Origin of the sequence: Micromonospora sp. H33 (genome assembly GCF_052068455.1) — a bacterium.
In the GTDB taxonomy this organism is placed as follows: domain Bacteria; phylum Actinomycetota; class Actinomycetes; order Mycobacteriales; family Micromonosporaceae; genus Micromonospora.
This window is the reverse complement of record NZ_JBQHDE010000007.1, coordinates 231,214-255,384: the sequence shown is the minus strand read 5'-3', so window position 1 is coordinate 255,384 and position 24,171 is coordinate 231,214. Positions and strand designations below refer to the sequence as shown.

Sequence of the window (24,171 nt, the reverse complement as noted above, 5' to 3'; positions counted from 1 at the left end):
CAAGCGCGCGCAGGTCCGGCCTCTCAGCGCCGCGGCCGCCGCACCGCATCGAAGCCGGATCAAGATCTGCGTTCGGACGCTTGAATTCCTAGTCGCTGCCGCGGCCTGCATCGCCGCCACCGTCGAGCAGGGGATAGAGCGGGTAACCAGTGGATCCATCATCGGGCCGGGACCGCTTTGGCTTCAACAGACCAATCGCTACGAGCACCGCGACGGTCAGCAGGAAGGCGACGATGAAAAGAAGTCCACGATATGGATCACCGAGGCCATCAGGCGAGCCGACGATCGCCGGGGGAGTGAGGGAGGAAGACGGGCGGCACGGCCGGATTGCCGAACAGCCGGGGTAGACGCGGCTGAGCGCGCTTCTTAAGATCACGCCGGTGAACACGGAGCCTATCAGCATCGACGGCGTAGCTGGCCCGATTGTCGTTACTACCAACGCCTTCTGGGGCCGCCCTGCCGTCACCGTTAGTGGAGTGCCGGCCTCCAGGAGGGGGAAGCGCCAGTAGGCGTTGCCGGCAGTGGCCGGTGGTGCGGTCCAAGCCACTGTACGCAGCGCGTTCGCCGACCCCTACCCGATCGTGGAGGTCAACGGCGTACAGCATCGAACCGGGCCCTCGATACCGGTCGTCCTGCGAGTCTTGGCCCCGCTGCCGATCCTGCTGGTCGCTGTCGGTGGTGCCCTCGGTGGACTGATCGGAGCGTTGGGCTTCGTGGCGAACTTGGCCGTCGCCCGCACGCGGACCCCATCCGTCGTCAAGGCGCTGATCATGGTTGGCGTCAGTGTCGTCGCGTACGTCGTCTGGCTCGCCATCGCGGTCGCGGTGCGTGGAGCGGTCAGCCCGAGTTAGAGATATTGCTACCCCCGTTGAACAGTGGGCCGATCTGCCGCATGGTGAGGTTGGTGCGCCAGTACACGGCGACTAGCAGCATCCAGCCGGGCCCTCCTCTGCTGCCTGGTGTGGCGGCAGGTGCCGGATGCGAAGCGAGGCGTTGGGCGCGCTTGCGCCTCAACGCCCCGTTGTCGTCAGCCGTTGTCGATCAGGCTGGCGATTTCGTTGTAAATCAGGTGTGCCTTCGCGCCTTGGTTTGACGGACAGCCGCCGAGGTGGTGCAGGGCGATCACCCGGTGGCTGGCGTTCAGCACCGGCGAGCCCGAGTTGCCGCCAGAGGTGTCACAGCTGTAGCTGATGTTCCAGGTGTTGTAGTTCGCGTTCCGCACGGTGCACCTCGTGCCACCTTGGGTGTTTTCGTAGATCGACAGTCGCTTCGGGCTGCCGTCGCCGTGTCCGGGGATGTACATCTGCGCGCCGGTGCTGGTGGCGGTCGTCGCCAGGTACAGCGTGCCGAACCCTTGGATGTTGGCGAAGTTGTTCACCGAGTACAGGGTGTAGTCCAGTTGGCTGGAGCCACCGCTGCTCACCCTGTAGAGGGTTGCGCCGCTCACCTTGGTGCCCGGGCCAGGGTTCGCGCCGCCGCAGGTGGCGCATTGGTAGTTGAACTGCATCTCGCTGCCGCTGACGGTGGACTGCGTCGACATGCAGTGCTTGTTGGTCAGCATGCGGTTGGTGTTGCCGACCCGCCAGGTGGTGCACATCCCACCGCCGCTGATCAGCAGCCGCGCCACCGCATTGCTGCGGGCGTATTCGCTGGGGTGGCTGTTCTGGTAGCAGACCACGTCGCGGCGAGCGTCGGTGCTGCAGACAGACAGCGTGGAGAGGTTGTACTGCGTGATCTCCGTCCGGTCGTAGCCGCGCCAGAACCGGTCGATGGTCGCGGCCTTGCCACGCGAGGGGCGGCTGCTGTGCAACGTCACCACTGCGGTGTCGCCCTCAACCGACATCGCCCAGAAGCCCGGCTGTCCGTCGGTGGTGTAGTCCGAGCCGGTCGCCCGGTTCAGGTAGCGGTCGTACCGGTAACTCTCCCGGCCGTCGGGGCTCGACACGGTGACGTAGTCGCCGTGAGCCAGTCGTAGCGAGCCGAAGTGCACCTTGACGTATGCCGCGCCCGGGTGCCGGATGATCTGTGTCCGGCCGTCGCGGGCGTAGGACAGCGAGCCGTCCACGGTGCGAAGTTCACCGACTGTGGTGACACCCTCCGCCGAGAACTGATCCGATTCGGGTGCCCGCTCGGAGTGTGGTGCGAGAGGTCGAACCGAGTACGCCTCGGCGGCGGGCACCGACACCAGGCTTAGCCCAAGGGTGCAGGCACCCAGCGTGACCGCCGCCGTCCGCAGGCGGCGCAGGGCATGTTTCATTGTCGCTCCTCCCCAGGAACCAGCACCTAGACGCGCTTTCGGCCTTCATACACGACGTCGAGCGATACATGCAAGTACATCTATGCGATGGCAGTCTGCGACACCGTCACAGCGCTGGTGGACCGGCTGGGGATCAGTCATCGGGCAGGGTCCTGTTGACGGGGGCCGGTGTTCTGTCGCACACTGCCTCAAGCCGAGTAAGCAAGCGCTTAGTAACCTTAAGGGGGAGGCCATGTCTGAAGCCGCAGCGATGTCCTCGAACTCAAGACGGGCTGGTTGATGGACACCGCGGGCAACAAGGGCGTGCACACAGAGATCCAAGGGATCAAGGTCGCCGCCCCGGCGACGGTGCAGTGGAGCCTGGACAAGGCGATCCAGGTCCATGGCGCCGCGGGTCTCTCCCAGAACTTCCCGCTGGCGGCTACCTACGCCCGCATTCGTACCCGGCGCTTCGCGGACGGACCCGACGAGGTGCACAAGAACGCCCTGGCGCGCCCCGGACTGCGTCGCCAGGCTCTCGCGAGGCGGAGCAGCCATGTCTGATCACAGCATTTTGCGCGAGGAGCTGCGCCGGCGGATCGCCGACTTCCTCGCCGCGCACGACCCCGCCACGACCGAGCGGTCGGCGTTCCTGCGGGCCCGGTACGACGCCGGGCTGGCCTGGGTGTTCTTCCCCGAGGGCTACGGGGGTCTCGGCCTTCCCCGGGCCCTGCAGCCCGAGGTCGACCGGCTGTTCGAGTCCGCGCGTGCACCGGACAACAACCGGGAGGTCAACGGCATCGGGCTGGGCATGGCGGCGCCGACGATTCTCGCGTTCGGCACCGAGGAGCAGAAGAAACGCTTCCTCAAGCCCCTGTGGACCGGCGAGGAGGTGTGGTGCCAGCTGTTCAGCGAGCCCGGTGCCGGCTCCGACCTCGCCGCGGTCGCCACCCGTGCCGTGCGTGACGGTGACACCTGGGTGGTCACCGGCCAGAAGGTGTGGACCTCGGTCGCGCACCTCGCCCGGTTCGCCATCCTGGTCGCCCGCACGAACCCCGACGTGTCCAAGCACGCCGGTCTGACCTACTTCCTCTGCGACATGACCACTCCGGGCGTTGACGTCCGTCCGCTGCGGCAGATCACCGGCGAGGCGGAGTTCAACGAGGTGTTCCTCACCGACGTGCGGATCCCCGACAGTCATCGCCTCGGTGCGGAAGGGGAGGGCTGGAAGGTCGCCACGGCCACCCTCAACAACGAGCGGGTGGCGATCGGCGACGCCGCCGCGCCGCGGGAGGGCGGCATGGTGGGTGTGGTCGCGCGCACCTGGCGCGAGCACCCCGAGCGCCGCACCCCGGAGCTGCACGACCGGCTGCTGCGGTTGTGGGTGGACGCGGAGGTGGGCCGCCTCACCGGTCAGCGGCTGCGGCAGAAGCTGGCGCTCGGCCAGCCGGGCCCGGAGGGCTCGACGATGAAGCTGGCCTTCGCCCGGCTCAATCAGCAGCTGTCCGGTCTCGAGCTGGAGCTGCTCGGTGAGGACGGCCTGCGCTACTCCGACTGGGCGATGGTCCGTCCCGAGCGGGTCGACTTCACCGGTCGGGACGCGGGCTACCGGTACCTGCGTGCCAAGGGCAACTCCATCGAGGGCGGCACCTCGGAGGTTCTGCGCAACATCGTCGCCGAACGGGTCCTCGGGCTGCCCACCGAGCCCCGTGTCGACAAGGACATCCCCTGGAAGGAGCTCCGGAAGTGAGCGAGGTCAACCTGCTCTCCACCGATATCGAGGACGACCTGCGCTCCGCCGTGCGCGACCTGCTCACCGACCGCTGTGACCCGACCGCGGTGACCGCTGTGTACGACGGCGACCGTTCGGTCGTCGGTGGGCTCTGGAAGGCGCTGGCCACGGACCTGGGCCTGGCCGGCCTGTTGGTGAGCCAGGAGCGCGGCGGCGCCGGAGCGTCGGCCCGCGAGGCCGCCGTCGTCCTGGAGGAGCTTGGTCGCGCGGTGGCCCCGGTCCCGTTCCTCACCAGCGCCGTGATGGCGACCACCGTCCTGCTGAGCAGTGACAGTGATCTGCTGGAGGCCCTCGCCGCAGGGGAGCGGACCGCCGCCCTCGCCGTACCCCTGTCGACGGCGCCGGCGTCCGCGCTGCCGGTGCTACGGGCCGACGCGGACGGACGCCTGACCGGCACGGTGACCAGCGTGGCGGGCGCCCTGGAGGCCGACGTGCTGCTCGTGCCCGCCAGCACCGGCGACGGTGTCTCGGTGTGCGCCGTGCCCGCCACCGAGGCCGTCCTGACCCCGGTGGTCTCCCTCGACATGACCCGGCAGCTCACCGACGTCCGCTTCGACGGTGTGACCGGTCAGACGGTCGTCGCCAACGCGGAATCCGCTGTCCAGCGGGCACTCGCCGCCGGGGCGGCCCTGCTCGCCTCCGAGCAGGTCGGTGTCGCACAGTGGTGCCTGCACACCACCATCACCTACCTGAAGGAACGCCGGCAGTTCGGCCGGATCGTCGGCGGCTTCCAGGCCCTCAAGCACCGGCTGGCCGACCTGTTCACCGACGTCGAGCAGGCCAGCGTGGCCGCCCGTTACGCCGCCGCCACCCTGGCGGCCGGTGACCCCGACGCGGAGATCGCCGCCACCGTCGCACAGGCGTACTGCAGTGATGTCGCCGTCCGGGCCGCCGAGGAGGCGCTCCAGCTTCACGGCGGCATCGGCATGACCTGGGAACACCCCGTGCACCTCTACCTCAAGCGCGCCAAGGCCGACCAGATCGCCCTGGGCACCGCCGGGGCTCACCGTGCCAGGCTGGCCGGCTTGGTCGACCTCCTGCCGCCGGCCTCCACGTCGGCCAGCCCGCCTGGCGAACGGTCATAGCTGGTGGAGTACGGCGAACGGGTCGACGGCACCGTTGGCGCGACAACCGTTCGCCGCAGGGTGAACATCGCGACCTGCCCCGGATACCGAGCACCGGGACAGCGGGTGGGCCATTACTCGGGGTCCGCGGCCCGGGGCATGGTCGCCAGATGACCGTCCACGTATGGGAGAACCTTGGCGCGCGGTAGCTCCACCAGGATCTGCTCCGCCGCCGGGACGCCGTCCTCGCGCGGCGTCTTCAGCTTGATGAGCTGACCGGCAAGCTCGACCTCGAGCACCCGCTGCGGTCCGTGGTCCCGGACGCCACGCACCCGGGCCGGAAAGACGTTGGCCGCGGGCGCGTCGACGATCGCGACGTACTCGGGCCGAACGCCTACCTGGATCTGCGGGGCGTCGGGGACGTCCCACGCCATGGCCAGGGGCCGGCCAGCCAACGTGACCTGGCCGCCGACCCGTTCGACGGTCAGGAAGTTCATCGCCGGTGACCCGATGAAGTAGCCCACGTACGTCGAGGCGGGCGCCTCGAAGAGTTGCTCGGGAGTGCCCTGCTGGATCACCCGGCCATCCTTCATGACGAGCACTTCCTGCGCGAAGCTCATCGCTTCGTACTGGTCGTGGGTCACGTAGACCACGGTGGGTCGGAACTGCTCGGTGATCTCACGAATCCGGCGCCGCAACGAGAGCTTCAGCTGGGGGTCGATGACGGTCAGCGGCTCGTCCATCAGCACCGCCGCGACATCGTCACGGACGAGACCGCGGCCGAGCGAGATCAGCTGCTTGTCGTCGGCGGTGAGCCGCCGGGCGGGCTGCCTGAGCCGATGGTCCAGTCCGAGGGCCTCGGCGACCTGGTGGACTCTCGCCTCGATCCTGGCCCTGTCCCACCGCCTGCAGCGCAGTGGAAAGGCCAGGTTCTCGTAGACCGTCATCGAGTTGTAGATGACGGGAAACTGGAACACCTGGGCGATGTTGCGAACCTTCGTGGGCAGCGCCGTGACGTCGGCGCCGTCGAACAGCAGTCGGCCCTGTGCTGGTTTGACCAGCCCGGACAGGATGTTCAGCAGGGTGGTCTTGCCGCAGCCCGAGGGTCCGACCAGCGCGTAGGTCTTGGCGGCTTCGAGGGTCAGCCGCATCGGCTTGAGCGCCCACTGCTCCTGCTCGGCTTCGGCGGTGTAGGTGTGCCCGACGTCGACGATGTCGAGTTGCGCCATGTCAGTGCCCTTTCGGTGAGACGGGACCGCTCGACGGTGACCGCACGAGCGTCCCGGAGTGGTCGAAGGCGAACAGATTCTCGGGACGGAGCCGCATCGCCACCCGGTCGCCGAGCGCGAGGTTGTGGACGCCGTCGATCTGTACGACAAATCCGGTCCCGCTGAGGATCAGGTGGACGAAGGTCTCCGACCCGGAGATCTCCACGAAGGTGACCTCTGCCGGGAGCCCCGCGGAGGCGAGCGCGATGTCCGGCGCGCGCAGTCCGAACTGGTAGGCGCCGGCGGGCAGGTCGGCGAGGTGGGCCGGGACGTGCGTGACCGGGAGGTCGTCCACGGTGATCCGGCCGTCGGCGATCCGGCCCGTGAAGATGTTCATCGGCGGGTCGTTGATGATCCGCGCCACCGTGGTCGTCGCCGGTCGGTCGTACACCTCGCCGGGAGGGCCGGTCTGGATGATGCGTCCCTCGTGCATGACCAGCACTACGTCACCGAGCATCATCGCCTCGGTGGGTTCGGTGGTCGTGTAGATCACCACCGCGTCACCCTGGTCGGAGAAGAGGGTCTTGAATTCTTCGCGCAACTGCTCGCGCAGCTTGTAGTCCAGGTTGGCGAACGGTTCGTCCAGCAGGAGGATGCCGGCGCCACGGACCAGGGCGCGCGCCAGCGCGACCCGCTGCTGCTGGCCGCCGGACAGCTGTGACGGTCTGCGTCGCTGGAACTCGGTCAGACCGACACGCGCCAGGCTCTCCTGGACCCGTCGGCGGATCTCGTCGCGCGCCACGCCGGCCCGCTTGAGCGGGAAGGCCACGTTGTCGAACACGTTGAGGTGCGGGTAGTTGATGAACTGCTGGTAGACCATGGCGGTGTCGCGGCGCCAGACCGGAGTGGTGAGGAAGTCCGCGCCGTGGCGGGTCAACGACCCGGAGTCGACCTGCTGCAGGCCGGCCAGCACCCGGAGCAGGGTGGTCTTGCCGGCCAGCGTCCGGCCGATGACGGTGTGCAGCCGGCCGGGCTGGAAGCTGGCGGTGACGTCCTTGAGGTGGTCGACACCGTCGACGGTCAGCGACAGGTCGGTAGCGTCGAGAGTCACCGGATCACCCCCGGCAGGCTGCCCTTCGACAGGTAGCGCTCCACCCAGACGGCGAGCAGGATCAGCGGCGACATCCCGAACAGCGCCGCGGCCGACAGGGTCCACCACGGTGGGATCGACGAGTTGAGCGCGACGACCGCCTGGGGCAACGTCTGGATCTCGGTGAAGGTCAGCCGGAAGGCGAAGAAGAAGTCGTTCCACCCGAACACCGCGCAGAACATCGCGGCCACGGTCAGCCCAGGCACCGAGTTCGGCAGGATTGCCCGTACGAAGGCCCCGAACGGGCCGCAACCGTCGAGCATCGCCATCTCGTCGATCTGGCGGGGGATCCCGTTGAAGAAGTCGACCATCACCCACACCGCGATCGGCAGCAGCAGGGCGACCGTGACGATGACCAGGCCGGGGATGGTGTCCAGCAGGTTGGCCCATTGCAGCAGGAAGAAGAAGGGCACCACCAGGACTACCGGGGGCATGATCCGCTGCGACACGAAGAAGAAGACGATGTCGCTGTTGGCGATGAAGCCGATCTTGAAGCGGTAGCGCGACAGTCCGTATGCCGCCAGGGCGCCCAGGACCAGGCTGATGATCGAGGCGGCGAGCGTGATGACGGCGCTGTTCAGGAAGGGACGGACGACGTCGACGCCGCCGGCACCCCCGAAGATGTTCTGCCAGCCGGTGAGGGTGGGTTCGTACTGCACCCACGGCAGGTAGGTGGCACCGCCCTGAACCCCGTTGGCGTCCTTGAAGCTGGTCAGCACGGCCCACATGAACGGTCCGACGACGAAACCGGCCCAGACCGAGATCAGGGTGTATTTGAAGGTGGCGTAGAGCCGAGACATCGCTACTGTTCCTTTGCCTTGGACGACTGCTTGGGCACCTTGAACGCCCTGGCGAGCAGGGCGGCGACGATCGTGAGCGTGACGACCATCAGGACCAGGTAGGTGAGCGACAGGCTCCCGGCGTAGCCGGTCTGCTGCTCCTTGAGCCCCCGCAGGTAGAGGTAGTAGCCGGGGCTCTCGGTGGCCGAGCCGGGACCTCCGGAGGTCAGCACGTAGACGGTGTCGGAGAGCTTCGACGCCTCGATCAGCCGGATGATGATCGCCGAGACCGACACCGGCGCCATGAGCGGGAACGTGACCTTCCAGAAGGTGCGCCAGGCGCCGGCGCCGTCGATCGCGGCCGCCAGGAACGGCTCCTTGGGAAGGCTCAACAGGCCGGCGAGCATCAGCAGGAACATGAACGGGGTCCACTGCCAGATCTCGACGGTCATGAGCGCGGCCAGCGCCGGACCGGCTTCGGTGAGCCAGTGGACCGGCGCGATGCCGAGCTTGGCGAGCAGGTCGTTCACCGGGCCGAGAGACTCGTGGAAGATCATCTGCCAGACGGCGGCCATCACGACGGGGGTCGTCATCATCGGGACGAGGAACAGCACCCGCCACAACCGCCGGCCGCGCACGTTGCGCCAGACCAGCAGGGCCAGGCCGAAGCCGATGAGGTACTGGATCAGAACGGTGCCGCCGGCCAGCAGGACCAGGCGCAGGTTCGCGGCCCAGAAGCGGCTGTCGTGCAGCACCTTGACGTAGTTCGCTCCGCCCACGAAGTCCATCTCGGGGTTGCTGACGTTCCACCCGGAGAAGCTGACGCGAATCGTGAACAGAAGCGGGAAGACAATGATCAGCAGCAGCGTGAGCAGACCCGGGAGCAGGAACATGCTCTTGTGCCGGCGCAGGCCGTCCATGGTTCTCCTTGCGCGAGGGGTTGGGCCACGGCGGCCGGGCTGGCGTGGCAGGGCCGGCCCGGCCGCCGTGGGGTGGGTCAGGAGTTGTCTTCCAGCGCGACCACGTTCCGGTACGCCTCCTGGACCGTGTCCTTGCCGACCCGGTCGGTGATCTCGGTCCATTCCTTGGCCACCGCGTCCAGCGCCTGCTGCGGCGTCTGCTGGCCGGCCAGAGCCGCGGCCACGCCGTTGGCCAACGAGGACATGTACTCGTTGACGCCGGGCACCCGTAGGTCGAATACGCGGTTGGTGCTCTTCTCCATTCCGGACAGGGTGTTGACGTACGCCGTCGCGACGTCCTTGCTCCACCCCTGCGCCTGCCAGAACGCCGGGTCGAAGTGGGCGTTGCGGTAGGGGTTGACCCCGAACCGGCCGATGGTCAGGTCGAGGGCGGTGTTCGCTTCGTTGCTGAAGAAGCACAGGTAGTCGAAGGCCATCTTCTGGTTGCGGGCGGTCTTGGCGACGGCCGAGGTCCATCCCCAGGTGAAGTAGGGTGCCTGGTTCTGGATCCTGTCCCAGGTCCTGGTGTTGCGGTTGTAGACCTCCGCGGAGCCCGGCAGCGGCGCGGCGGCGACCCTGTTGCGGATCCTGCTGTCCGTCTGCTGGGCCTGGATGAACGCGTCGTCCCAGCTGTAGGACATCAGCGCCTGCCCGCCGCCGAAGGAGAAGATCTCGTCACCCAGGCCGAAGTTGGCGCCCCCGGCGGGCCAGGTCGACTTGGCCTTGACCATGTCCTCGAGGGCGCGGACGAAGCCCGGCGTATTGATCAACGGCTGCATCGTCGTCACGTCGAAGAAGACCCCGCCGGTGACGTCGGGGTGCTTCACGTAGGGTGCGGCGCGGCTGATGAACGCGGAGAACACCAGGTCATCGCGCTTGGTCACCTCGGCGCTGCCGAAGTTGGGCTTTCCGTCGCCGTCGACATCCTTGCCGCCGAAGAACGAGGCGATCTCCTGGTACTCGGCCCAGGTCTGCGGAGCGCGCAGCTGCTTGCCGGTGGCCGCCAGGTAGGCCGATTGGTGCTTCCGGTCCGCCAGGACGTCCGTGCGGATCTTGAGGTAGTGCCGGTCGCCGTCCACCGGGTACTGCACCACCTTCCCGTTCCAGGTCGCGACGCCCAGATAGGCCTTCGTGACGTCCTTCATTCCGGGCGTGTCCAGGTACTCCTGGGGCACCGGCGCCAGGTAGCGGGCCATGTCGCCGATCCACAGCGAGGGGTAGAACATGACGTCGTACGCCGGCTGGTTCGCCTGCAGCGGGGTGAGGATCTTCTGGTGCAGTTCGCCGAACGGGACGTTGACCACCTCGACCTTGGCCCCGGTGATCTCCTCGAACTGCCTGGCGTGCAGTTGGGTCGGCTCGCCGATGACGGGGACGGCGTGCGAGATGATCTTCAGTGTCTGGCCGGAGTAGTCCTTGCGGCTGATCGACTCGTAGCTGCAGGGACCGGGGACGTCCTTGACCTTCGTGGTCGGGTAGTCCTTGCCGTACTTGGCGTAGCTGATCTCGGAGCCGGGCTTGAACAGCGGGGGCTTGTCGGGCTTCTGCTCCGGCCCACTGCTACCGCTACATCCCGCCACGGTGATGGCCAGGACGGCGACCGGGACGGCCAGACTCTGGGTTAGCTGCTTGCGGTTCACGGCTGCTGCTCCTCTACGAGGTCAGGGAATCAAGATGGCGCGGCCGCGGACGGCACCGGCGGCCAGGTCGTCGAGCGCGTCCTGGAAGGACGCCAGGGGGTACCGCTGGGTGTGCAGGCTGACCTTGCCCTGAGCTGCCAGCACCATCAGCTCGGCGAGGTCGTTGTAGGACCCCACGAGGTTGCCGATGAAGTTGATCTCGGTGGAGATGATGTCGATCGTCGGGACGACGAGGTCGCCGCCGTAGCCGATGACGTAGTAGCTGCCGTTGCGGCGCAGGCACGCCACGCCGAGCTCGACGGCGCCCCCTTCGCCCACGAAGTCGAGCACCGCCTCGGCCCCGTGGCCGCCGGTGAGCTCCCGGACCCGGTCCGCCGTATCGGAGTCGGCGAGCAGCGTGTGGTCGGCTCCCAGCTCCTCGGCCAGGACGAGCGCCTCCGGGCGACGGTCGATCACGATCATTTCGACCGGTGACAGCGCTCGGAGCACCTGGATGCCGATGTGTCCGAGTCCGCCGGCGCCGATGACGACCGCCCGATCGCCGGGTCGCAGCAGCCGGGCAGCCTTGGCCACGGCGTGGTACGCCGTGAGCCCGGCATCGGCCAGGGCCGCCACCGCCGCCGGCTCCAGGGACGGGTCCAGCTTCACGACCGAGCGGGCCGTGGTGCGCAGGTAGGTCGCGTAGCCGCCGTCGGTATCGATGCCCGGAAAGGCCGAATTGGTGCAGTGCACGTCGTCCCCGGCACGGCACGCCCGGCACAGACCGCACGTGACGAGCGGGTGCAGAATCACCGGGTCGCCCACCCGGACGTTGGTGACGGCCTGACCCACCGCCTCCACCCAACCGGCGTTCTCGTGACCGATGGTGTACGGCAGGACAACGCCGCTCTTTTCCCTCCACTGCCCTTCCAGGATGTGCAGGTCGGTGCGGCACACGCCGGCGCCGCCGATCTTGACGATCACATCCAGCGGACCGGTGATTTCCGGATCGGGCACATCCACCAGGGCTGGCGGCTCGTCGTACCCGGTGACCTGCACGGCTTTCATCGCGACGCTCCTGAGAACGAGGGGCAGACTGGTCCTGCCATTACAGGGAGGTCGGCGGTTTCCTCGATGTCTCAGAACGAGTCCGGGGATGTCTCAATCTGAAACAGGCCATCGCCGCTGCACCCGTCGGTCTGCTCCAATGGGACCCGATCGCGGGAGGCGATGCTCACAGCGCGGGAGTAGGTGCCTGAGATGCCGCAACCTCAGCCTGGAAATTCGTTGGCCGAGGCCCGGGAGCGCTACCTGGAGGTGGCCGAGGATCCCGGCCGCGTCCGGCCGCTCGTCGTGGCCTCGTGGCAGCGGTCGATGGAGTACGGGGTGAAGACGGGGGAGATCTCGCCCCCGTACATCGAGAACCCCAACCTGGACGTGCCGCTGACCAAGGCGGCGCTACCGATCCTGGACCGGCTGTTCGAGCAGCTCGCCGGAGATGTGGTGGCCCTGATGATCACGGATCATCAGGGCGTGGTGCTCTCCCGGATGGTCTCCGATGAGGGGCTGACCACGCGCCTGGGCCGCGTGCAGCTGGTGCCCGGCCACGTGTACTCCGAGCGCTACGTGGGCACCAATGGCATCGGAACCGCGCTGGCCAGCGGTCGCCCGGCCGTGATCGCCGGGAACGAGCACTACGTCGAGGCGCTCCGGTACTTCCAGTGCGCGGCCGTGCCGATCGTGCACCCGACGCGGCGCACGCTGCTCGGGGCGTTCAACCTGACCGCGACCCGCCACGGCTCCGCTGGGATGCTCATGGCGCTGGCCTCCTCCACCGTGAGGCAGATCGAGAGCGAGATCGCCGCGATCAGCTCACGACGGGAGCGGGCGCTGTTCCAGGACTACCTGGCCGCGTGCTCCTCGGTGCGCCCGGGGCCCGTGCTGGCCGTCAGCCGGGAGGTCCTGATGATGAACGAGCAGCTCAGCGCGGCCGTCATCGGCCCGGATCAGCATGCCCTGCTCGACCACGCGCGGGAGATTGCCGACGACTCCCGGTTCGAGGGCAGGCGCAGCATCGCCCTTCCCTCCGGTCGAGTCGCCGAGCTGCGGGTCAGCCGTTGCCGCCGGGAGGACAGCGACGCCGGTGCCATCTTCCGGATCCGGCTCATCGGACGTCCCCAGCTCCGACCGGCCACACCGGGGGGCAGACGAGCAGACCTGGGACTGGTGGGCTCCTCCCCCCAGTGGCTCCGCGCGGTGACGGAGTGTGAAGCGGCGTTCACCTCCGGCTCATGGTTCCTCGTCGTCGGTGAGGCGGGTGTCGGCAAGACCACGCTGGTCGAGGCCGTGCACCGCGCGTACGGCGCGGGGCGCCGGCTGGTGGTGGCCGAGCCGCCGTCGTCGGAGTCGCCGCACGCAAGCGAGCAGTGGCTGCACGAGGTCCGCGATCGACTGGCCGAGTCGTCGAACGTGGTCGTCCTGCGTGATGTGCAGCTCCTGGGCAACGGCCTGCGCCGGGGTCTGCGAGGTCTCCTGGCGGACCTCGACCGAGCCGCCACGGGGCAGCTGATCATGACGAGCCAACCGGCCACGGTGGGCGCCGACGACCACCTCGGCGACCTGCTCGACACCTGCGTGGAGCTGCCGCCCATCCGTCACCGCTACGAGGACGTCGAGCAGCTGGTGCGGTTCTTCCTGCGTCGGTACCAGCCGAACGGGGACAGAACATGCTCCCCCGAGGCGCTCGCGATCCTTCAGCGGTGCCCGTGGCCGGAGAACATCCGGCAGATGGAGTCGGTGATCCGTGGCCTCGTGCGGCGACATGCCGGACGAGTGATCGGCGTGGAGGATCTTCCGCCGGAGTGCCGGGTGTCATCCCGCAACGTCCTGACCGCGATCGAGTTGCTGGAGCGCGACGCCATCCTACGCGGGCTGATGCATCGCAACGCCAACGTCCAACGCACCGCCCGGGATCTCGGGATCTCCCGCGCCACCATGTACCGCAAGCTGCGCTACTACGGAATCGTCCCGTCGAGTCTCAGCTAACGTGGTCTTTAACCTGTTCGGGGAGGCTGGTAGCCCGTGTGGTCCCCGCCGAGGTGATCTGCTCCCGGCTGATTTGTGAGGGCCGGGTTCTACCACGCCGTGCTCCTGCCAGCGGGCCGGCCGTCTCCAGCACGTCGACCGTGACACCCTCATGGTGAAACGACTTCTACGTGGAGCCCTCCTGCGCCGCCTCGCGCACCATCCGGTTGGCCGTGTCCGGCTCGTGCCCGGTCGCTCGGAGCAGGTCACTCGCCGCCGTGCGGAGCTGGGTCACCATCGCGTCGGCGTACGACTGCAGGCCACTTACGCGGGCCTGGCCGGCCAGGCGTGCGACGTCCAGAACCACCTGGCGTGTCTGCTCCGGTGGCTGGCCCTTCCGGGTCTCCTGGCGCAGTAGCCGGAGCGCGTCGGCGAGCCGCTCCACGGCGGCAATGAGTTCCTCTGGCACCGGCTCGTCGTGCTGGAGGCTGGTGGTGGCCCAGCGGGCCAGCTCCCGGGACTCGAGCGCCACCCGGTCGAAGTGCTGGCTGCCCCGCTCGTAACGTTTGACATCGTGTCGGCGACGCCAGCGAGCCGGCGCGATGGTCACCACCTCCTCGGCGCCAGCCAGGGCCTCGTGCATCCGGGCGAGGTCGGGTTCCATGCCGCGGAGTTGGTCGAGTGCCCGCGTCGCGCGGTCCGGTCACGTTGTCTGAGTGCGTGTGCGACCTCCCGAAGCTGCGCGTAGAGGGTCTCGACTATCGGCGCGCCGGCGCGATCGAGTACGTGCATTGGGTTGATCGGCAGCAGCACCACGCTCACCACCAATCCCACGATGCCGCCCACCACGGCGTCGAGGATCCGGGGCAACTCGAGCTCTCGTGTGGTCGGTGACAGCGTGGCGATCAGCACCGCGGTACTGCCGGCCTGGGCGACCAGCGCGCCGCTTCGTCCGGTCAGCAACAGTGCGACGGCGATGGCGAGCGTCACCACCAAGCCGATCTGCCAGGGCCCGAACCCGATGACGAGCACCAGAAGATCGCTGGTCAACAGACCCAACCCGACGCCGAGCATCAGTTCGAACGTACGTTTGGCGCGCTGCCCGAGGGCGGCGACGATCGTGCCGACCGCCGCGCTGGGCGCGAAGACCGGCGCTGGCCTGTCCAGCACCTCGTGCGCGATCACCCAGGACAGCGCGGCGGCAAGCCCGCACTGAACGGCGACGACCAGGACGATCTCGAGCTGTCGCAGCCGCAGCCTGCCGGCCTCACCGCCGCGGCGTCGGGCCCGCACCGTGATGCCCTTGGCCTGCTCAGTAACGGTGTCGGGGCCAGGCCGGCCATCTCGATCAGCGGCCATGACCGGGGTTACCCCGCTTGTTCCTCGCGAACCTCGGCGGGCCCAGCGCCTTGTCACCACCTCGGACCGATGTCCCGGGGTATTGAAATCGACTGCATAGCTGATCGTCTACTCGGATGCACGGGACGAAACCCGCCAACGCTCCCCAAATTTGCCCGTCACACAGAGCAACAGGCTTTCTCAAACCCGCCATCCGCCGATCAGCCGGTTACCCGCGGGCGGGCACCCACCTTGTTCTCAAGGGGTGCGCGTGTCGGTGCGTGCGGAGCCGTTGATATGGCCGGGGTGGTAATGAGGTTCGGGTTGGCAAGTGGTGCAGAACTGGGCGGACGGCCGGTGCGCCAGCTGTTCGATCGGGATGTCGCGGTGACACCCGTCGCAGGTCCCGTAGCGGCCCTGTTCCAGGTAATGCAATGCCCGGGCGATGTCGCCCAAGGCCCGTCGCGTGGTGGCCACCAATGCGGAAGCAGCCTCGACGTCCGCCCCGTGACACGGCATCTGGCGTGCCTGCCGGGCTAGCAGCGCCAGTTGGGTGCTGTGCCGCTCGTACTGCTCCTCCAGGACGATCCGCAGCACACCCAGCTCGTCCTGCCTGCTGACGACGTACACGGTTGATCTCCTTCCGATCAGAGGTGACAGAAGGGCGGAGCGCTGAAGCCTCCGCCCGCTGGTGCCGTCATGTGAATGTCGGCCGTTGTGGTGGTGGGCGGCGCTGGCCGAGGTGCCGCCGGGTCGGCGGGACGGCAATCGGCGTGACGGTGCCCCGGCGAACGCTGGCGACCGCCGGCACGAGCAGGTGACGCATCAGCGCAGTGGGTCGAAGGGTTGGATCTCCGCGGGCTGTTTGCCGCTGGTGATCTGCTCGGCGAGCAGTTTGCCGGTGAGTGGGCCGAGGGTGATGCCCCACATGCCGTGACCGCCGGCAGCGAAGACACGAGGTGACCTTGTCCGGCCGATCAGCGGCAGCCCGTCAGGGGTGCAGGGTCGCGCGCCGACCCACTCGTCGGCGCGGGCGTCAAGGTCGGCGCCCTGCAGCAGCGGTCGGGCGGCCTCGGCGATGGCCAAGATACGGCGGCGGTCCAGCGGCGCGTCGGCGGTGCGGAACTCCATCATCCCGGCGACGCGCAGCCGGTCGCCTAGCGGCGTGCACGCGATGCGCTGCGCTGGGAAGTACACCGGACCGGCCGGGAGGTGCTCGATCGTGACGCTGAAGCTGTACCCGCGGCCGGCCTGCACGACGGTCCGGACGCCGAAGCGTCGGGCCAGCTCACCTAGCCACGTGCCGGTTGCCAGCACCACCGCGTCGTAGCGCTCATCCGTGCCGGCGGATGTCACCAGCCGGACCCCTGCCACCTCGTCGCGGACGTTCACGACCTCCGCCCCGGTCAGGAGTACTCCTCCGCGTGCGCGAACGGAAGCAGCCAGCGCGTGGACGTAATCCCCGGGGTTGATGAACCGCTGACCGTGCAGGCGGATGGCGGCGCCGATGCTGTCCGACAGCGACGGTTCCACCTCACGCGCCTCGGCGCCGGTCAGGACGTCGAACTCGACCTCCTGACCCGCGGAGCGGATGTGCGTCAGCTCATCCAAGAGGACCGACCGTTCGGCCTCGGTCCGGTACGCCGCGATGAACGACTTCGCCTCGTTCGTCGTCGACGCGACCCCGCCGGCCTCCAATGCGTCGAAGGCCTCGAAGGCGCGCCGGTTCATCTGAATGTAGGCCTTCATCGCGGTCCGCCACTTCGAGGCGGTGCTGTGCCGCGCGAAGCCCGCCAAGAACCGCAGAAGCCGAGCGTCGGCGCGCGGCGGTACGTAAACCGGCGACGACGGGCTCAGAACGGCGCGCAGCCCGTACCGGAGTACCGCCGGCTCCGGTAGGGGAGTAGTGATGCCGGGGGTCAGCCAGCCCGCGTTTCCCCACGACGCGCCCGCGGCCACACCCGTACGGTCGAGCACGGTGACCTGCACCCCCCGCTCCTGCAAGAACCAGGCGGTCGCCAGCCCCACCATCCCCGCACCGACGATCGCGACGTGCTGGGGGGCGGGCACGGACTTGATGGCAGGCATACGTTCTCTCCAGAGCAGCTGGGATTCGGGCAATCCTGTCCCGACCGCGCCGGGACGTCATTGTTCCGTCAGGCCAGGACTGACCTCGACGGTTGGTCGAAACGAACAAGGCCGGCGCACAACAGAGTCATGATCACCATGGTTGGCGTGGTGGACGTCGTCGGCGCGGGCATCGCCACGCCGGACCACGCACTCGCTGTCATCGAGCGCTGTGAGGAGGCTGCGGCGGCCCGGCCCGGGGAGGGCCGCGCGAGGTCAGCAGCGTTGCTGGCAGGGCACGCAGTACCGGGCCCAGGGCAGGATCTCCAGGCGGGCCGTCGGGATAACGCTGCCGCAGCCCTCGCAGACGCCGTAGGTGCCTTCGGACATCCGGCGCAGCGCCTGGGCGGTGTCGGCGACGCCTTGCCGGGCGATCTCGATCAGCCGCCGCAGGGTGTCCGGGTCGTGCCCGCCGTGGTCGCGCTGCCGGGAGGACACCGTCAGCTCGGTGAGCTGGTCGGTGTGCTCCCGGAACTGGCTTTCCAGCAGGTCGCGCAGGGTCTCGGTGCGGTCGTTCAGGGTGTGGTTCATCGTCGGTGGCTCCTTACCGGAGAGAAGGTCCAGGTTCAGTTCCCGGCGGGGTGCCGGCTCGCCGCCGTGGCGGCCAGGCTGGCGCCGGTCAGCGCGGCGGTCCGGGGCGACGCGGCGCTGTGCACGGCCGCGCCCAGGGCGGCGACCAGCCGGGCGGTTAGGTCGGGTCGGGTGGCGCCGTCCCCGACGACTACCACCCCGCGGGCCAGGGCCGCGGAGACCAGAGGCCGCACCGCCGGATCCCGCCGCAGCTCGCGGACCAACCGGGCGACGGTGTCGGCGAGCATCGCGGCGGTCACCGCGTGGTTCAGGTCGCGGGTGCCGACCTCGGCGCGCCGGGCGGCGACGACGCGGCCGTCCTCCAGGACGGCCACCTCGCTGAGCTGCGCGCCGACGTCGGCGAGCAGCAATGTGCCAGCTGCGGCGCCGGCGCCGATCGCGCCCGCGCGTACGGTGTCGACGAACAGCAGCCGGGAGGGCGCCAGCACAGCCGCGAGCACATGCCGCATGGCCTCCTGGTCGGCCCGGCTGGAGAGCACCGGGCGGCAGGCCACGACCACCGCCCCGACCGGCACCGGGGTGCGGTTGTCCCGTAGCAGCCGCCGCAGTTCGGCGACGCAGGCGGGACCGTCGACGATCCGGCCGCGCCGCACCACCGGCGTCCGCAGCCCCTCGCCGATGGGGACGCTCAGCACCCCGCCCGGCCTCACCCAGATCCGTAGCTGGGCGCTTCCGAGGTCCACGGCGATCGGCTCGGGGTCGACGGTCACCGCCGGGCGGCTGGTGTGGGATCGGCCGGCGAGAAGCCCGGTGCGCCCCGAGGGGTGGACGGGCGTGGCGTGGACAGGCATACCGACCTCTTTCACGGTGGGATTCGACGGTCCCGCCGCCGTCGGACGGGACGGCGCGGGAGGTTGGCGGTGACGCCGGGGACGGGGCGCGGGCGGACCGTCAGGTCGCGGCTCCGGGCGGCGTCGTCATCACCGGGCCGGGGAACGCCGACGCCCGCCGCCGGTCGGGCGACGCCGCCGGACCGCGAAGCCGAGCCGGCGTGGGCCGGGACAGCGGCGGACAACCGGCGGGCAGGGGTGGCGAAGCCACCGGCGTGCGGGTCGTCATCACCGCCTCCTCGCTGCTCGGGTACGGGTCGGACCTCCAGCGTCGGCCGAAAATCAGGGACTGACATTGCACGGCGCCGGCCAACAACCGTCCGCCTGATTGCCGGCTGCCGGACAGCACGACCGCTCACCGTTGGCTGGCCATGACCGTCGGTGACGGTCCGGACCGTGATGTGGCCCCACCCGCAGCTGTCCTGTGCCGGGCCCGGGCCGGCGCGCGCGGGGCGGCTATGGTTGGCCACATGCGGAACCGACAGCACCCGGCCGGCGTCGAGCGGCAGCTCGCGCTGTCGATGCTGGTCGTGCTGGCGGTGGTCGTCGCCGCAGTCCGTGCCGGTCGCGCGCTGGGCAGGTGCATCGTGTTCCGGCTGGCACGTGCCGTTCCGGGCTGCGTTCCCGCCTGGTCCGCCGACCGGGCCCCGCCGGGCGTACCGTTCCCCGCCCGACCGTCCACCGCGCTGCCCTGAGGCCGACCGCTCCGGCCGGCCGCCGGCAGCCGTCCCGCCTGGAGCGCCCCCGATGGACATCGAACGCACAACCCTGCCCGGAATTGGGGTACGGCACACCTTCACCACCGCACAGGGCCGCCGGATCGGCATCGTCGAGTACCACGGGAGTGACCGCCGGGACGTCGTCCACGACGACCCGGACGACCCCGACGGGATGGTCAGCCTGACCCTGACCCGCACCGAGGCGACCGCGCTTGCCACCCTGCTCGGCTTCCCGGAACTGATCGCTGTCGCGGCCTGACCCGCTACGCCGGCGGCCCCGGCAGCCGTTGGCGCGGCCAGTCCAGAGCCCGCGCGCCGAGCACGGCGGCGTGCAGGGTGAACCGGTCGCGCGGATCGGCGGGGTCGTAGCCGCTCAGCGTCCGGATCCGGTCCAGCCGGTAGGTGACCGTCCGGACCGACACGTGCAGCCGGCGGGCCGCCTCGGTGGCAACCTCGCCGGTCGCGAAGTACGCCTCCAGGGTGTCCAGCAGCGGCTCGGCCCCGCCACGGGCCCGGCGCAGCGGGCTCAGCACCGCCTGCACGAGGTCCACCATGGCCGGCTGGTCCCGCAGCAGGACCCGGTAGATGAGCAGGTCATGCGCGTCGACAACGGCCATGTCGGCGTGCAGCCGCTGCGCCATGGTCAGCGCCTCACGGGCCTCCTCATAGGAGCGGGCGATGCCGTACAAGCCGGGGTGCGGGCGACCCACCGCCACCTGCCACGGCCGGCCTCGCGCCAGCCGGTCCAGCTCGGCGTGCATCAGCCGGCCTAGGTCCCCCACGGATGCGCCCTCGCCCGAGCTCCGGTCGGGCATCACCGTGTCCGCCGGAGCGATCACGACGAGCAGCCCCTCCTTCGTGGCCACCAACACGTCGCGGTCGCCCAGCCGGTCGAAGATGACCCGCTCCAGAGCGCTGATCGCCGCATCGGTGTCCGGTAGCCGCCGGTTCGGCGACGCGAGCGCCACCTGGTGCACCCGCGCCAGGTCCAGCCCGAACGGTTCAGCCCGCTCCACCAGCCCGCCCAGGTCTGAGTCGCCCCGCAACAGGTCGTCGACGAGTTCCCGGCGAAGCCCCTCCTCCCGGCGGACAAGTTCCCGACGGGCCACCGCGTACCCCTCGGCGAGCGTCGCCACCGCGGCGTCGACGACGTGCAGCACCGCCTCCGCCGCCGCCCGGACCGACTCGCTGTCGGTGGACCGCACCAGATGCGGCAGCTGCTGCCAGAGCCGCCCGGCCGCGGACAGGTAGAGCCGTACCGCCCGCCCCGCGGACACGCCCTGCTCGGCGGCGCGACGCCCGAGCACACCCACCGCGTCGAGTTCGCCGCGGCGCGGCCGCCGCCCACTCGCCGCCGCGTCGGCGAGCAGCCGCAGGTAGTCGCCGAGCAGCTCCACCGGTACCCCGCCGGCGTCGGCGCTGGCCGCGCGGGCGACCTCGACCAGCCACGCGTCGTCGGAGCGGGCCCCGGCCGGGCCCGACCGGCGGACGCTCCCGGTCATCGCGGACACCTCCCGGCGCGGGGGCCGGCACCGACCGCCGACCCAGTCCGGCCAGCGTATGGCGGCGAAGTACGGTCACGGTCGGCCGGGGGCGCAGTTGTTACTCGTCCGCGTGACCGTGTTCTCCCCGCCCAACATCATTTCGCTAGGAGCGCTTAAGCCCATCTCACCCTCGCCATGGCCGCGCGTGCATGGCTCCGGCGGCCACCACACCGGCACGCTTCAGACCGGCGCAAGCAGGGTGTCGAATACCGAGAAGAAGGCGTCGAAGGCGGCGGGGGAGCGGTCGGTGCGTGCCCGGATGAGCGTGCCTTCCCAGGCGTTTACGAGGAAGCCGGCGGTGACCTCGGGGTCGAGGTCGGTGCGGACCGTCCCGGCACGCTGCGCTTCGGTCAGGGTTGTCGCGACGAGGTCAACCCACGTGTCGAGGCTGTGCCGTACGGCATCTCGGATGGCGTCACGGTGGTCGACGATCTCGGTGCCGAAGTTGCCGTACAAGCAGCCGCGGTTGTACCCGTGTCGGACGACCTCGTCGCGGAGGAACTCGAAGTGTGCCCGGAGCCGCTGCACCGGCGGGACTGAGCTGTCGGTGAGGTCCTCGAGCCGGCGTCCGGCGCCGTACCGCTCGAGCGCCACGATGGCGAGGGCTTCCTTGCTGTCGAAGTGGTTGTAGAACGACCCCTTCGGTACGCCGGCCGCCTGGGTGATGTCGTTGACGCCGGCGGCGTTGTACCCGCGGGCATGGAACCGCTCGAGCGCGGCCGTGACGATTTCTTCGCGCATGCTCTTCCTGGCCAAGTCATACCACCTCCGGTGCAAATATGACCGGTCGTCTCCGCTGCACCAAGCCCGCGGTGCCGTGATCCAGCTCTCGTTGACCCGGGTAAGACGACCGGTCATATTCAACTTGTCGTGGCTGAGGAGCGCCTGGTGGGACTGCCCCCACCCCAGGCAACAGACCGACCTACATCACGAGGAGAGATTCGTTGTGAACGACCTTACGAACGCCGTCATCAAGGCCCACGGCGGCCTGGACCGCTACGAGGGGTTCAGATCGGCCACGGTCCACTTCCGGTCGGGAGGAGCGCTGTGGGCCATCAAGGGCCACGAAGGGATTTTCGACCAGGCTGGCGTACGAGTCGACCTGCGCCGACAGCACGCCAGTCACTACCCATTCAAGGCACCCGATCTGCACACCTCGTTCACTGCGCAGCGAGTGGCCGTGGAGAGCGACACCGGCGAGGTGAAGGCCGAGCGCCTCAACCCCCGTGCCGCCTTCGCGGGCCACGTCCTCGAAACCCCGTGGGACGACCTGCACGTCGCCTACTTCGCCGGCTACGCCATGTGGACGTACCTGACGTCCCCGTTCTCCTTCGCATCGCCCGACTTCCAGACCGAGGACCTGCCCCCCGTGACAGAGGAGGGACAGACCTGGAACCGTCTCAAGGTCACCTTTCCCGACCACATCGCCACCCACTGCCGGGAACAGACGTTCTACTTCGACCAGGACGGGCTGCTGCGCAGGCATGACTACACAGCCGAGGTCATCAACGCCGGGCCGGCCGCACACTACTGCTCCGACCACAAGGAGTTCGGCGGAATCATGGTCCCGACCCGGCGGCGCGTCTACCCACTGGGTGAAGACGGAGCAGTCGCGCGTGATATCGAACTCGTCACCATCGACATCGACAGTGTCCTGTTCATCTGACGCCTGAAACCGCCGCTGTCCCCCCGGCCATGGGCTCTCGGTCGGGGGGATCCGCCGCCGACTATTGGGCTCAGGCAGTGTCCGCCTCGCGGGCTGACGCGAATCGCGCCCGGACAGGGCTCGTGCGTTGCGACACTCGGTCGGTGGGTGGCAGGCGGTGGGCGGAGCGGCTGGGGCCGGCCGTCCCGGTAGCCCCCGGCACCCGGGTGGACCGGTTCGAGATCTTCTTCGACCTGGTCTTCGTCTTCTCGTTCTTCATCATCACCCGGGCCACCGCGGTGAACATCACCGCCGACAGTCTGCTGCACGGCATGCTGGTCCTCGCCGTGCTCTGGCGGGTATGGGTGACGCACACCGTGGTCGCGACCCGGATCCGACTCGGCGTGGGCTTCGTCCCGGCGCTGATGGTCGTCGCGATGGCCGCGCTGTTCTGCTTCGCGCTGTCCCTGCCGCAGGCGTTTGGTGACCCGGTGCGGTGGGCTGTCGGACCGGTGGTGCTCGCGGTGAGCTACGTGGTGCTGCGCGGCGTGCACCTGCTGCTGTACTGGCACGTCGCCGGGGAGAGTCCCGGCGAGCGTCGCCTGTTGCTGAAGTACTCCCCTGAGCTGGTGCTGAGTACCCTTCTGCTGCTGGCTGCCGCGCTGGTCCCGCCGCAGATCGACGACCAGTGGCTGGCCGACATGGTGCGCGACGGGCTCTGGATCGCCGTCGTCCTGTTGCAGTACGGCGCCAGCCTGGTCGCCGGCGCGTGGGGCTGGGTGTTGACCTCCGCCGAGCACTGGACCGAACGGTACGACCTCATCCTCATCATCGCCCTCGGCGAGTCGATCATCTCCGTCGGCGTCGGCGGCAACCTGCTCGGTGAGCCGGTCACCTGGCCGGCGGTAGCGGCGGCGGTGCTCGGCATCTTCTTCACCGCCGCCCTGTGGTGGACGCACTTCGACGTCATCGCTCCGGCCGCCCGGATCGCCCAGCACGCGGCGCAGGGGCGCTCCCGGGTCGCCATGGCGCGGGTCGCCTACACGTACTGCCAGCTCGTCATGATCGGCGGGATCATCCTGTTCGCCCTCGGAGCCGAGGAGATCGTGCGGCAGATAGCCGACCGCTCCATCAGCCTGACCGAGCCGACGCACGGCCCGGGCGTACCGCTGCTGTTCGTCGGGGTGATCGTCTACCTCGTCGGCGGCATGCTGTTCCAACTGCGCACCCTCGGCACGCTCTCCTGGACCCGCGTCGGCACCGTGCTCGTGCTCGCGGCCGCCATCCCCCTCGCCACACACCTCCCCGCAATGGCGGCCCTCGCCCTGCTAACGGCCATCTGCGTCGGCCTGGTGGCGACCGAGATGGTGGTCATGGCGGACGCCCGCCGAGCCCTGCTCAGCGCCGTCTTCGAGGAGAAGACCACCTACGAGAAACACGAGGCCGACTGGCGGGCCCGCTGGCACGACCCGGGTTGAGGGGTGATTCATCTGCAGTTGTCGCCGCACCGCCGGTGGCGCTCGGCTTCGATGGGGACGTGGCGAGA

The 24,171-nt window shown here is 69.3% G+C and carries 23 protein-coding genes and 2 pseudogenes; 9 read left to right on the top strand and 16 right to left on the bottom strand.

Going from position 1 to position 24,171, the window contains the following annotated elements; all coding sequences use genetic code 11:
- Positions 1 to 88 precede the first annotated feature (88 nt).
- Positions 89 to 388: a hypothetical protein gene (locus ACTMS0_RS18315; RefSeq protein ID WP_441156418.1), complete on the bottom strand. Its 300-nt coding sequence runs from the start codon at positions 386 to 388 to the stop codon at positions 89 to 91.
- On the opposite strand from ACTMS0_RS18315, the pseudogene ACTMS0_RS18310 reads away from it, so the two are divergent.
- Positions 381 to 851: pseudogene (locus ACTMS0_RS18310) on the top strand (hypothetical protein). The gene ACTMS0_RS18315 and the pseudogene ACTMS0_RS18310 overlap by 8 nt on opposite strands.
- A gap of 176 nt (positions 852 to 1,027) precedes the next feature.
- Here the strand turns inward: ACTMS0_RS18310 and ACTMS0_RS18305 are convergent.
- Positions 1,028 to 2,257, bottom strand: a complete 1,230-nt coding sequence (locus ACTMS0_RS18305; RefSeq protein ID WP_441156417.1) for a trypsin-like serine peptidase — start codon at positions 2,255 to 2,257, stop codon at positions 1,028 to 1,030.
- Positions 2,258 to 2,500: 243 nt separating this feature from the next.
- Here ACTMS0_RS18305 and ACTMS0_RS18300 point away from each other — a divergent pair.
- From ACTMS0_RS18300 to ACTMS0_RS18290, 3 genes and pseudogenes are all read left to right on the top strand, one after another.
- Positions 2,501 to 2,800 (top strand): annotated as a pseudogene (locus tag ACTMS0_RS18300) (acyl-CoA dehydrogenase family protein); the annotation flags it as partial.
- Positions 2,793 to 3,986, top strand: a complete 1,194-nt coding sequence (locus ACTMS0_RS18295) for an acyl-CoA dehydrogenase family protein (RefSeq protein ID WP_441156416.1) — start codon at positions 2,793 to 2,795, stop codon at positions 3,984 to 3,986. The pseudogene ACTMS0_RS18300 and the gene ACTMS0_RS18295, both read left to right, overlap by 8 nt.
- A complete protein-coding gene (locus ACTMS0_RS18290; protein ID WP_441156415.1) occupies positions 3,983 to 5,113 on the top strand; it encodes an acyl-CoA dehydrogenase family protein in 1,131 nt (376 codons plus the stop codon). The genes ACTMS0_RS18295 and ACTMS0_RS18290 overlap by 4 nt, the downstream gene beginning before the upstream one ends.
- A gap of 113 nt (positions 5,114 to 5,226) precedes the next feature.
- On the opposite strand, the gene ACTMS0_RS18285 is transcribed toward ACTMS0_RS18290, so the two are convergent.
- The 6 genes from ACTMS0_RS18285 to ACTMS0_RS18260 all read right to left on the bottom strand — a co-directional run bounded on the left by ACTMS0_RS18285 (position 5,227) and on the right by ACTMS0_RS18260 (position 11,875).
- On the bottom strand, positions 5,227 to 6,321 hold the full coding sequence (locus tag ACTMS0_RS18285) for an ABC transporter ATP-binding protein (protein ID WP_441156414.1): 1,095 nt from the start codon (positions 6,319 to 6,321) through the stop codon (positions 5,227 to 5,229).
- A gap of 1 nt (position 6,322) precedes the next feature.
- Positions 6,323 to 7,411, bottom strand: a complete 1,089-nt coding sequence (locus ACTMS0_RS18280) for an ABC transporter ATP-binding protein (RefSeq protein ID WP_441156413.1) — start codon at positions 7,409 to 7,411, stop codon at positions 6,323 to 6,325.
- Positions 7,408 to 8,250 carry a carbohydrate ABC transporter permease gene (locus ACTMS0_RS18275; protein WP_441156412.1) on the bottom strand — a complete coding sequence of 281 codons (843 nt, stop codon included), beginning with the start codon at positions 8,248 to 8,250 and terminating at the stop codon, positions 7,408 to 7,410. The genes ACTMS0_RS18280 and ACTMS0_RS18275 overlap by 4 nt, the downstream gene beginning before the upstream one ends.
- 2 nt (positions 8,251 to 8,252) lie before the next feature.
- Positions 8,253 to 9,149, bottom strand: a complete 897-nt coding sequence (locus ACTMS0_RS18270; RefSeq protein WP_441156411.1) for a carbohydrate ABC transporter permease — start codon at positions 9,147 to 9,149, stop codon at positions 8,253 to 8,255.
- Positions 9,150 to 9,226: 77 nt separating this feature from the next.
- Complete coding sequence (locus tag ACTMS0_RS18265; protein ID WP_441156410.1) at positions 9,227 to 10,828, bottom strand: ABC transporter substrate-binding protein; 1,602 nt, start codon at positions 10,826 to 10,828, stop codon at positions 9,227 to 9,229.
- A gap of 21 nt (positions 10,829 to 10,849) precedes the next feature.
- The gene (locus ACTMS0_RS18260; protein ID WP_441156409.1) at positions 10,850 to 11,875 is read right to left on the bottom strand and encodes an NAD(P)-dependent alcohol dehydrogenase; all 1,026 of its coding nucleotides are present in this window, start codon (positions 11,873 to 11,875) and stop codon (positions 10,850 to 10,852) included.
- A gap of 192 nt (positions 11,876 to 12,067) precedes the next feature.
- On the opposite strand from ACTMS0_RS18260, the gene ACTMS0_RS18255 reads away from it, so the two are divergent.
- The gene (locus ACTMS0_RS18255; protein ID WP_441156408.1) at positions 12,068 to 13,852 is read left to right on the top strand and encodes a sigma-54-dependent Fis family transcriptional regulator; all 1,785 of its coding nucleotides are present in this window, start codon (positions 12,068 to 12,070) and stop codon (positions 13,850 to 13,852) included.
- A gap of 166 nt (positions 13,853 to 14,018) precedes the next feature.
- On the opposite strand, the gene ACTMS0_RS18250 is transcribed toward ACTMS0_RS18255, so the two are convergent.
- The 6 genes from ACTMS0_RS18250 to ACTMS0_RS18225 all read right to left on the bottom strand — a co-directional run bounded on the left by ACTMS0_RS18250 (position 14,019) and on the right by ACTMS0_RS18225 (position 18,678).
- The gene (locus tag ACTMS0_RS18250; protein ID WP_441156407.1) at positions 14,019 to 14,495 is read right to left on the bottom strand and encodes a hypothetical protein; all 477 of its coding nucleotides are present in this window, start codon (positions 14,493 to 14,495) and stop codon (positions 14,019 to 14,021) included.
- A complete protein-coding gene (locus ACTMS0_RS18245; protein WP_441156406.1) occupies positions 14,438 to 15,190 on the bottom strand; it encodes an FUSC family protein in 753 nt (250 codons plus the stop codon). Before ACTMS0_RS18245 ends, ACTMS0_RS18250 begins: the two co-directional genes overlap by 58 nt.
- Before the next feature lie 237 nt (positions 15,191 to 15,427).
- Positions 15,428 to 15,799 carry a TraR/DksA C4-type zinc finger protein gene (locus ACTMS0_RS18240; protein WP_441156405.1) on the bottom strand — a complete coding sequence of 124 codons (372 nt, stop codon included), beginning with the start codon at positions 15,797 to 15,799 and terminating at the stop codon, positions 15,428 to 15,430.
- A gap of 195 nt (positions 15,800 to 15,994) precedes the next feature.
- Positions 15,995 to 17,257 (bottom strand): NAD(P)/FAD-dependent oxidoreductase, encoded by a 1,263-nt coding sequence (locus ACTMS0_RS18235; protein ID WP_441156466.1) that lies wholly within the window; start codon positions 17,255 to 17,257, stop codon positions 15,995 to 15,997.
- Positions 17,258 to 17,512: 255 nt separating this feature from the next.
- A complete protein-coding gene (locus ACTMS0_RS18230; protein WP_441156404.1) occupies positions 17,513 to 17,827 on the bottom strand; it encodes a TraR/DksA family transcriptional regulator in 315 nt (104 codons plus the stop codon).
- A gap of 35 nt (positions 17,828 to 17,862) precedes the next feature.
- Positions 17,863 to 18,678 carry a cell shape-determining protein MreB gene (locus ACTMS0_RS18225; RefSeq protein ID WP_441156403.1) on the bottom strand — a complete coding sequence of 272 codons (816 nt, stop codon included), beginning with the start codon at positions 18,676 to 18,678 and terminating at the stop codon, positions 17,863 to 17,865.
- A 509-nt stretch (positions 18,679 to 19,187) separates the two neighbouring features.
- On the opposite strand from ACTMS0_RS18225, the gene ACTMS0_RS18220 reads away from it, so the two are divergent.
- Together ACTMS0_RS18220 and ACTMS0_RS18215 are read left to right on the top strand one after the other, a co-directional pair.
- Positions 19,188 to 19,412, top strand: a complete 225-nt coding sequence (locus ACTMS0_RS18220) for a hypothetical protein (protein WP_441156402.1) — start codon at positions 19,188 to 19,190, stop codon at positions 19,410 to 19,412.
- 52 nt (positions 19,413 to 19,464) lie between these two features.
- Complete coding sequence (locus ACTMS0_RS18215) at positions 19,465 to 19,695, top strand: potassium transporter TrkA (RefSeq protein ID WP_441156401.1); 231 nt, start codon at positions 19,465 to 19,467, stop codon at positions 19,693 to 19,695.
- A 4-nt stretch (positions 19,696 to 19,699) separates the two neighbouring features.
- Here ACTMS0_RS18215 and ACTMS0_RS18210 read toward each other — a convergent pair whose 3' ends face one another.
- A complete protein-coding gene (locus ACTMS0_RS18210; protein WP_441156400.1) occupies positions 19,700 to 20,938 on the bottom strand; it encodes a PucR family transcriptional regulator in 1,239 nt (412 codons plus the stop codon).
- Between the two features lie 222 nt (positions 20,939 to 21,160).
- Positions 21,161 to 21,838: a TetR family transcriptional regulator C-terminal domain-containing protein gene (locus ACTMS0_RS18205; RefSeq protein WP_441156465.1), complete on the bottom strand. Its 678-nt coding sequence runs from the start codon at positions 21,836 to 21,838 to the stop codon at positions 21,161 to 21,163.
- Between the two features lie 88 nt (positions 21,839 to 21,926).
- On the opposite strand from ACTMS0_RS18205, the gene ACTMS0_RS18200 reads away from it, so the two are divergent.
- Together ACTMS0_RS18200 and ACTMS0_RS18195 are read left to right on the top strand one after the other, a co-directional pair.
- Complete coding sequence (locus tag ACTMS0_RS18200) at positions 21,927 to 22,646, top strand: hypothetical protein (RefSeq protein ID WP_441156399.1); 720 nt, start codon at positions 21,927 to 21,929, stop codon at positions 22,644 to 22,646.
- Positions 22,647 to 22,789: 143 nt separating this feature from the next.
- Positions 22,790 to 24,103 carry a low temperature requirement protein A gene (locus ACTMS0_RS18195; RefSeq protein WP_441156398.1) on the top strand — a complete coding sequence of 438 codons (1,314 nt, stop codon included), beginning with the start codon at positions 22,790 to 22,792 and terminating at the stop codon, positions 24,101 to 24,103.
- Positions 24,104 to 24,171: the final 68 nt, after the last annotated feature.

Coding starts and splice junctions, on each gene's coding strand:
- ACTMS0_RS18235 (WP_441156466.1), bottom strand. CDS start 17,257: ATGCCTGCCATCAAGTCCGTGCCCGCCCCCCAGCACGTCGCGATCGTC.
- ACTMS0_RS18270 (WP_441156411.1), bottom strand. CDS start 9,149: ATGGACGGCCTGCGCCGGCACAAGAGCATGTTCCTGCTCCCGGGTCTG.
- ACTMS0_RS18255 (WP_441156408.1), top strand. CDS start 12,068: ATGCCGCAACCTCAGCCTGGAAATTCGTTGGCCGAGGCCCGGGAGCGC.
- ACTMS0_RS18295 (WP_441156416.1), top strand. CDS start 2,793: ATGTCTGATCACAGCATTTTGCGCGAGGAGCTGCGCCGGCGGATCGCC.
- ACTMS0_RS18285 (WP_441156414.1), bottom strand. CDS start 6,321: ATGGCGCAACTCGACATCGTCGACGTCGGGCACACCTACACCGCCGAA.
- ACTMS0_RS18220 (WP_441156402.1), top strand. CDS start 19,188: ATGCGGAACCGACAGCACCCGGCCGGCGTCGAGCGGCAGCTCGCGCTG.
- ACTMS0_RS18275 (WP_441156412.1), bottom strand. CDS start 8,250: ATGTCTCGGCTCTACGCCACCTTCAAATACACCCTGATCTCGGTCTGG.
- ACTMS0_RS18260 (WP_441156409.1), bottom strand. CDS start 11,875: ATGAAAGCCGTGCAGGTCACCGGGTACGACGAGCCGCCAGCCCTGGTG.
- ACTMS0_RS18250 (WP_441156407.1), bottom strand. CDS start 14,495: ATGGAACCCGACCTCGCCCGGATGCACGAGGCCCTGGCTGGCGCCGAG.
- ACTMS0_RS18205 (WP_441156465.1), bottom strand. CDS start 21,838: ATGACCGGTCGTCTTACCCGGGTCAACGAGAGCTGGATCACGGCACCG.
- ACTMS0_RS18215 (WP_441156401.1), top strand. CDS start 19,465: ATGGACATCGAACGCACAACCCTGCCCGGAATTGGGGTACGGCACACC.
- ACTMS0_RS18245 (WP_441156406.1), bottom strand. CDS start 15,190: ATGGCCGCTGATCGAGATGGCCGGCCTGGCCCCGACACCGTTACTGAG.
- ACTMS0_RS18230 (WP_441156404.1), bottom strand. CDS start 17,827: ATGAACCACACCCTGAACGACCGCACCGAGACCCTGCGCGACCTGCTG.
- ACTMS0_RS18210 (WP_441156400.1), bottom strand. CDS start 20,938: ATGACCGGGAGCGTCCGCCGGTCGGGCCCGGCCGGGGCCCGCTCCGAC.
- ACTMS0_RS18305 (WP_441156417.1), bottom strand. CDS start 2,257: ATGAAACATGCCCTGCGCCGCCTGCGGACGGCGGCGGTCACGCTGGGT.
- ACTMS0_RS18225 (WP_441156403.1), bottom strand. CDS start 18,678: ATGCCTGTCCACGCCACGCCCGTCCACCCCTCGGGGCGCACCGGGCTT.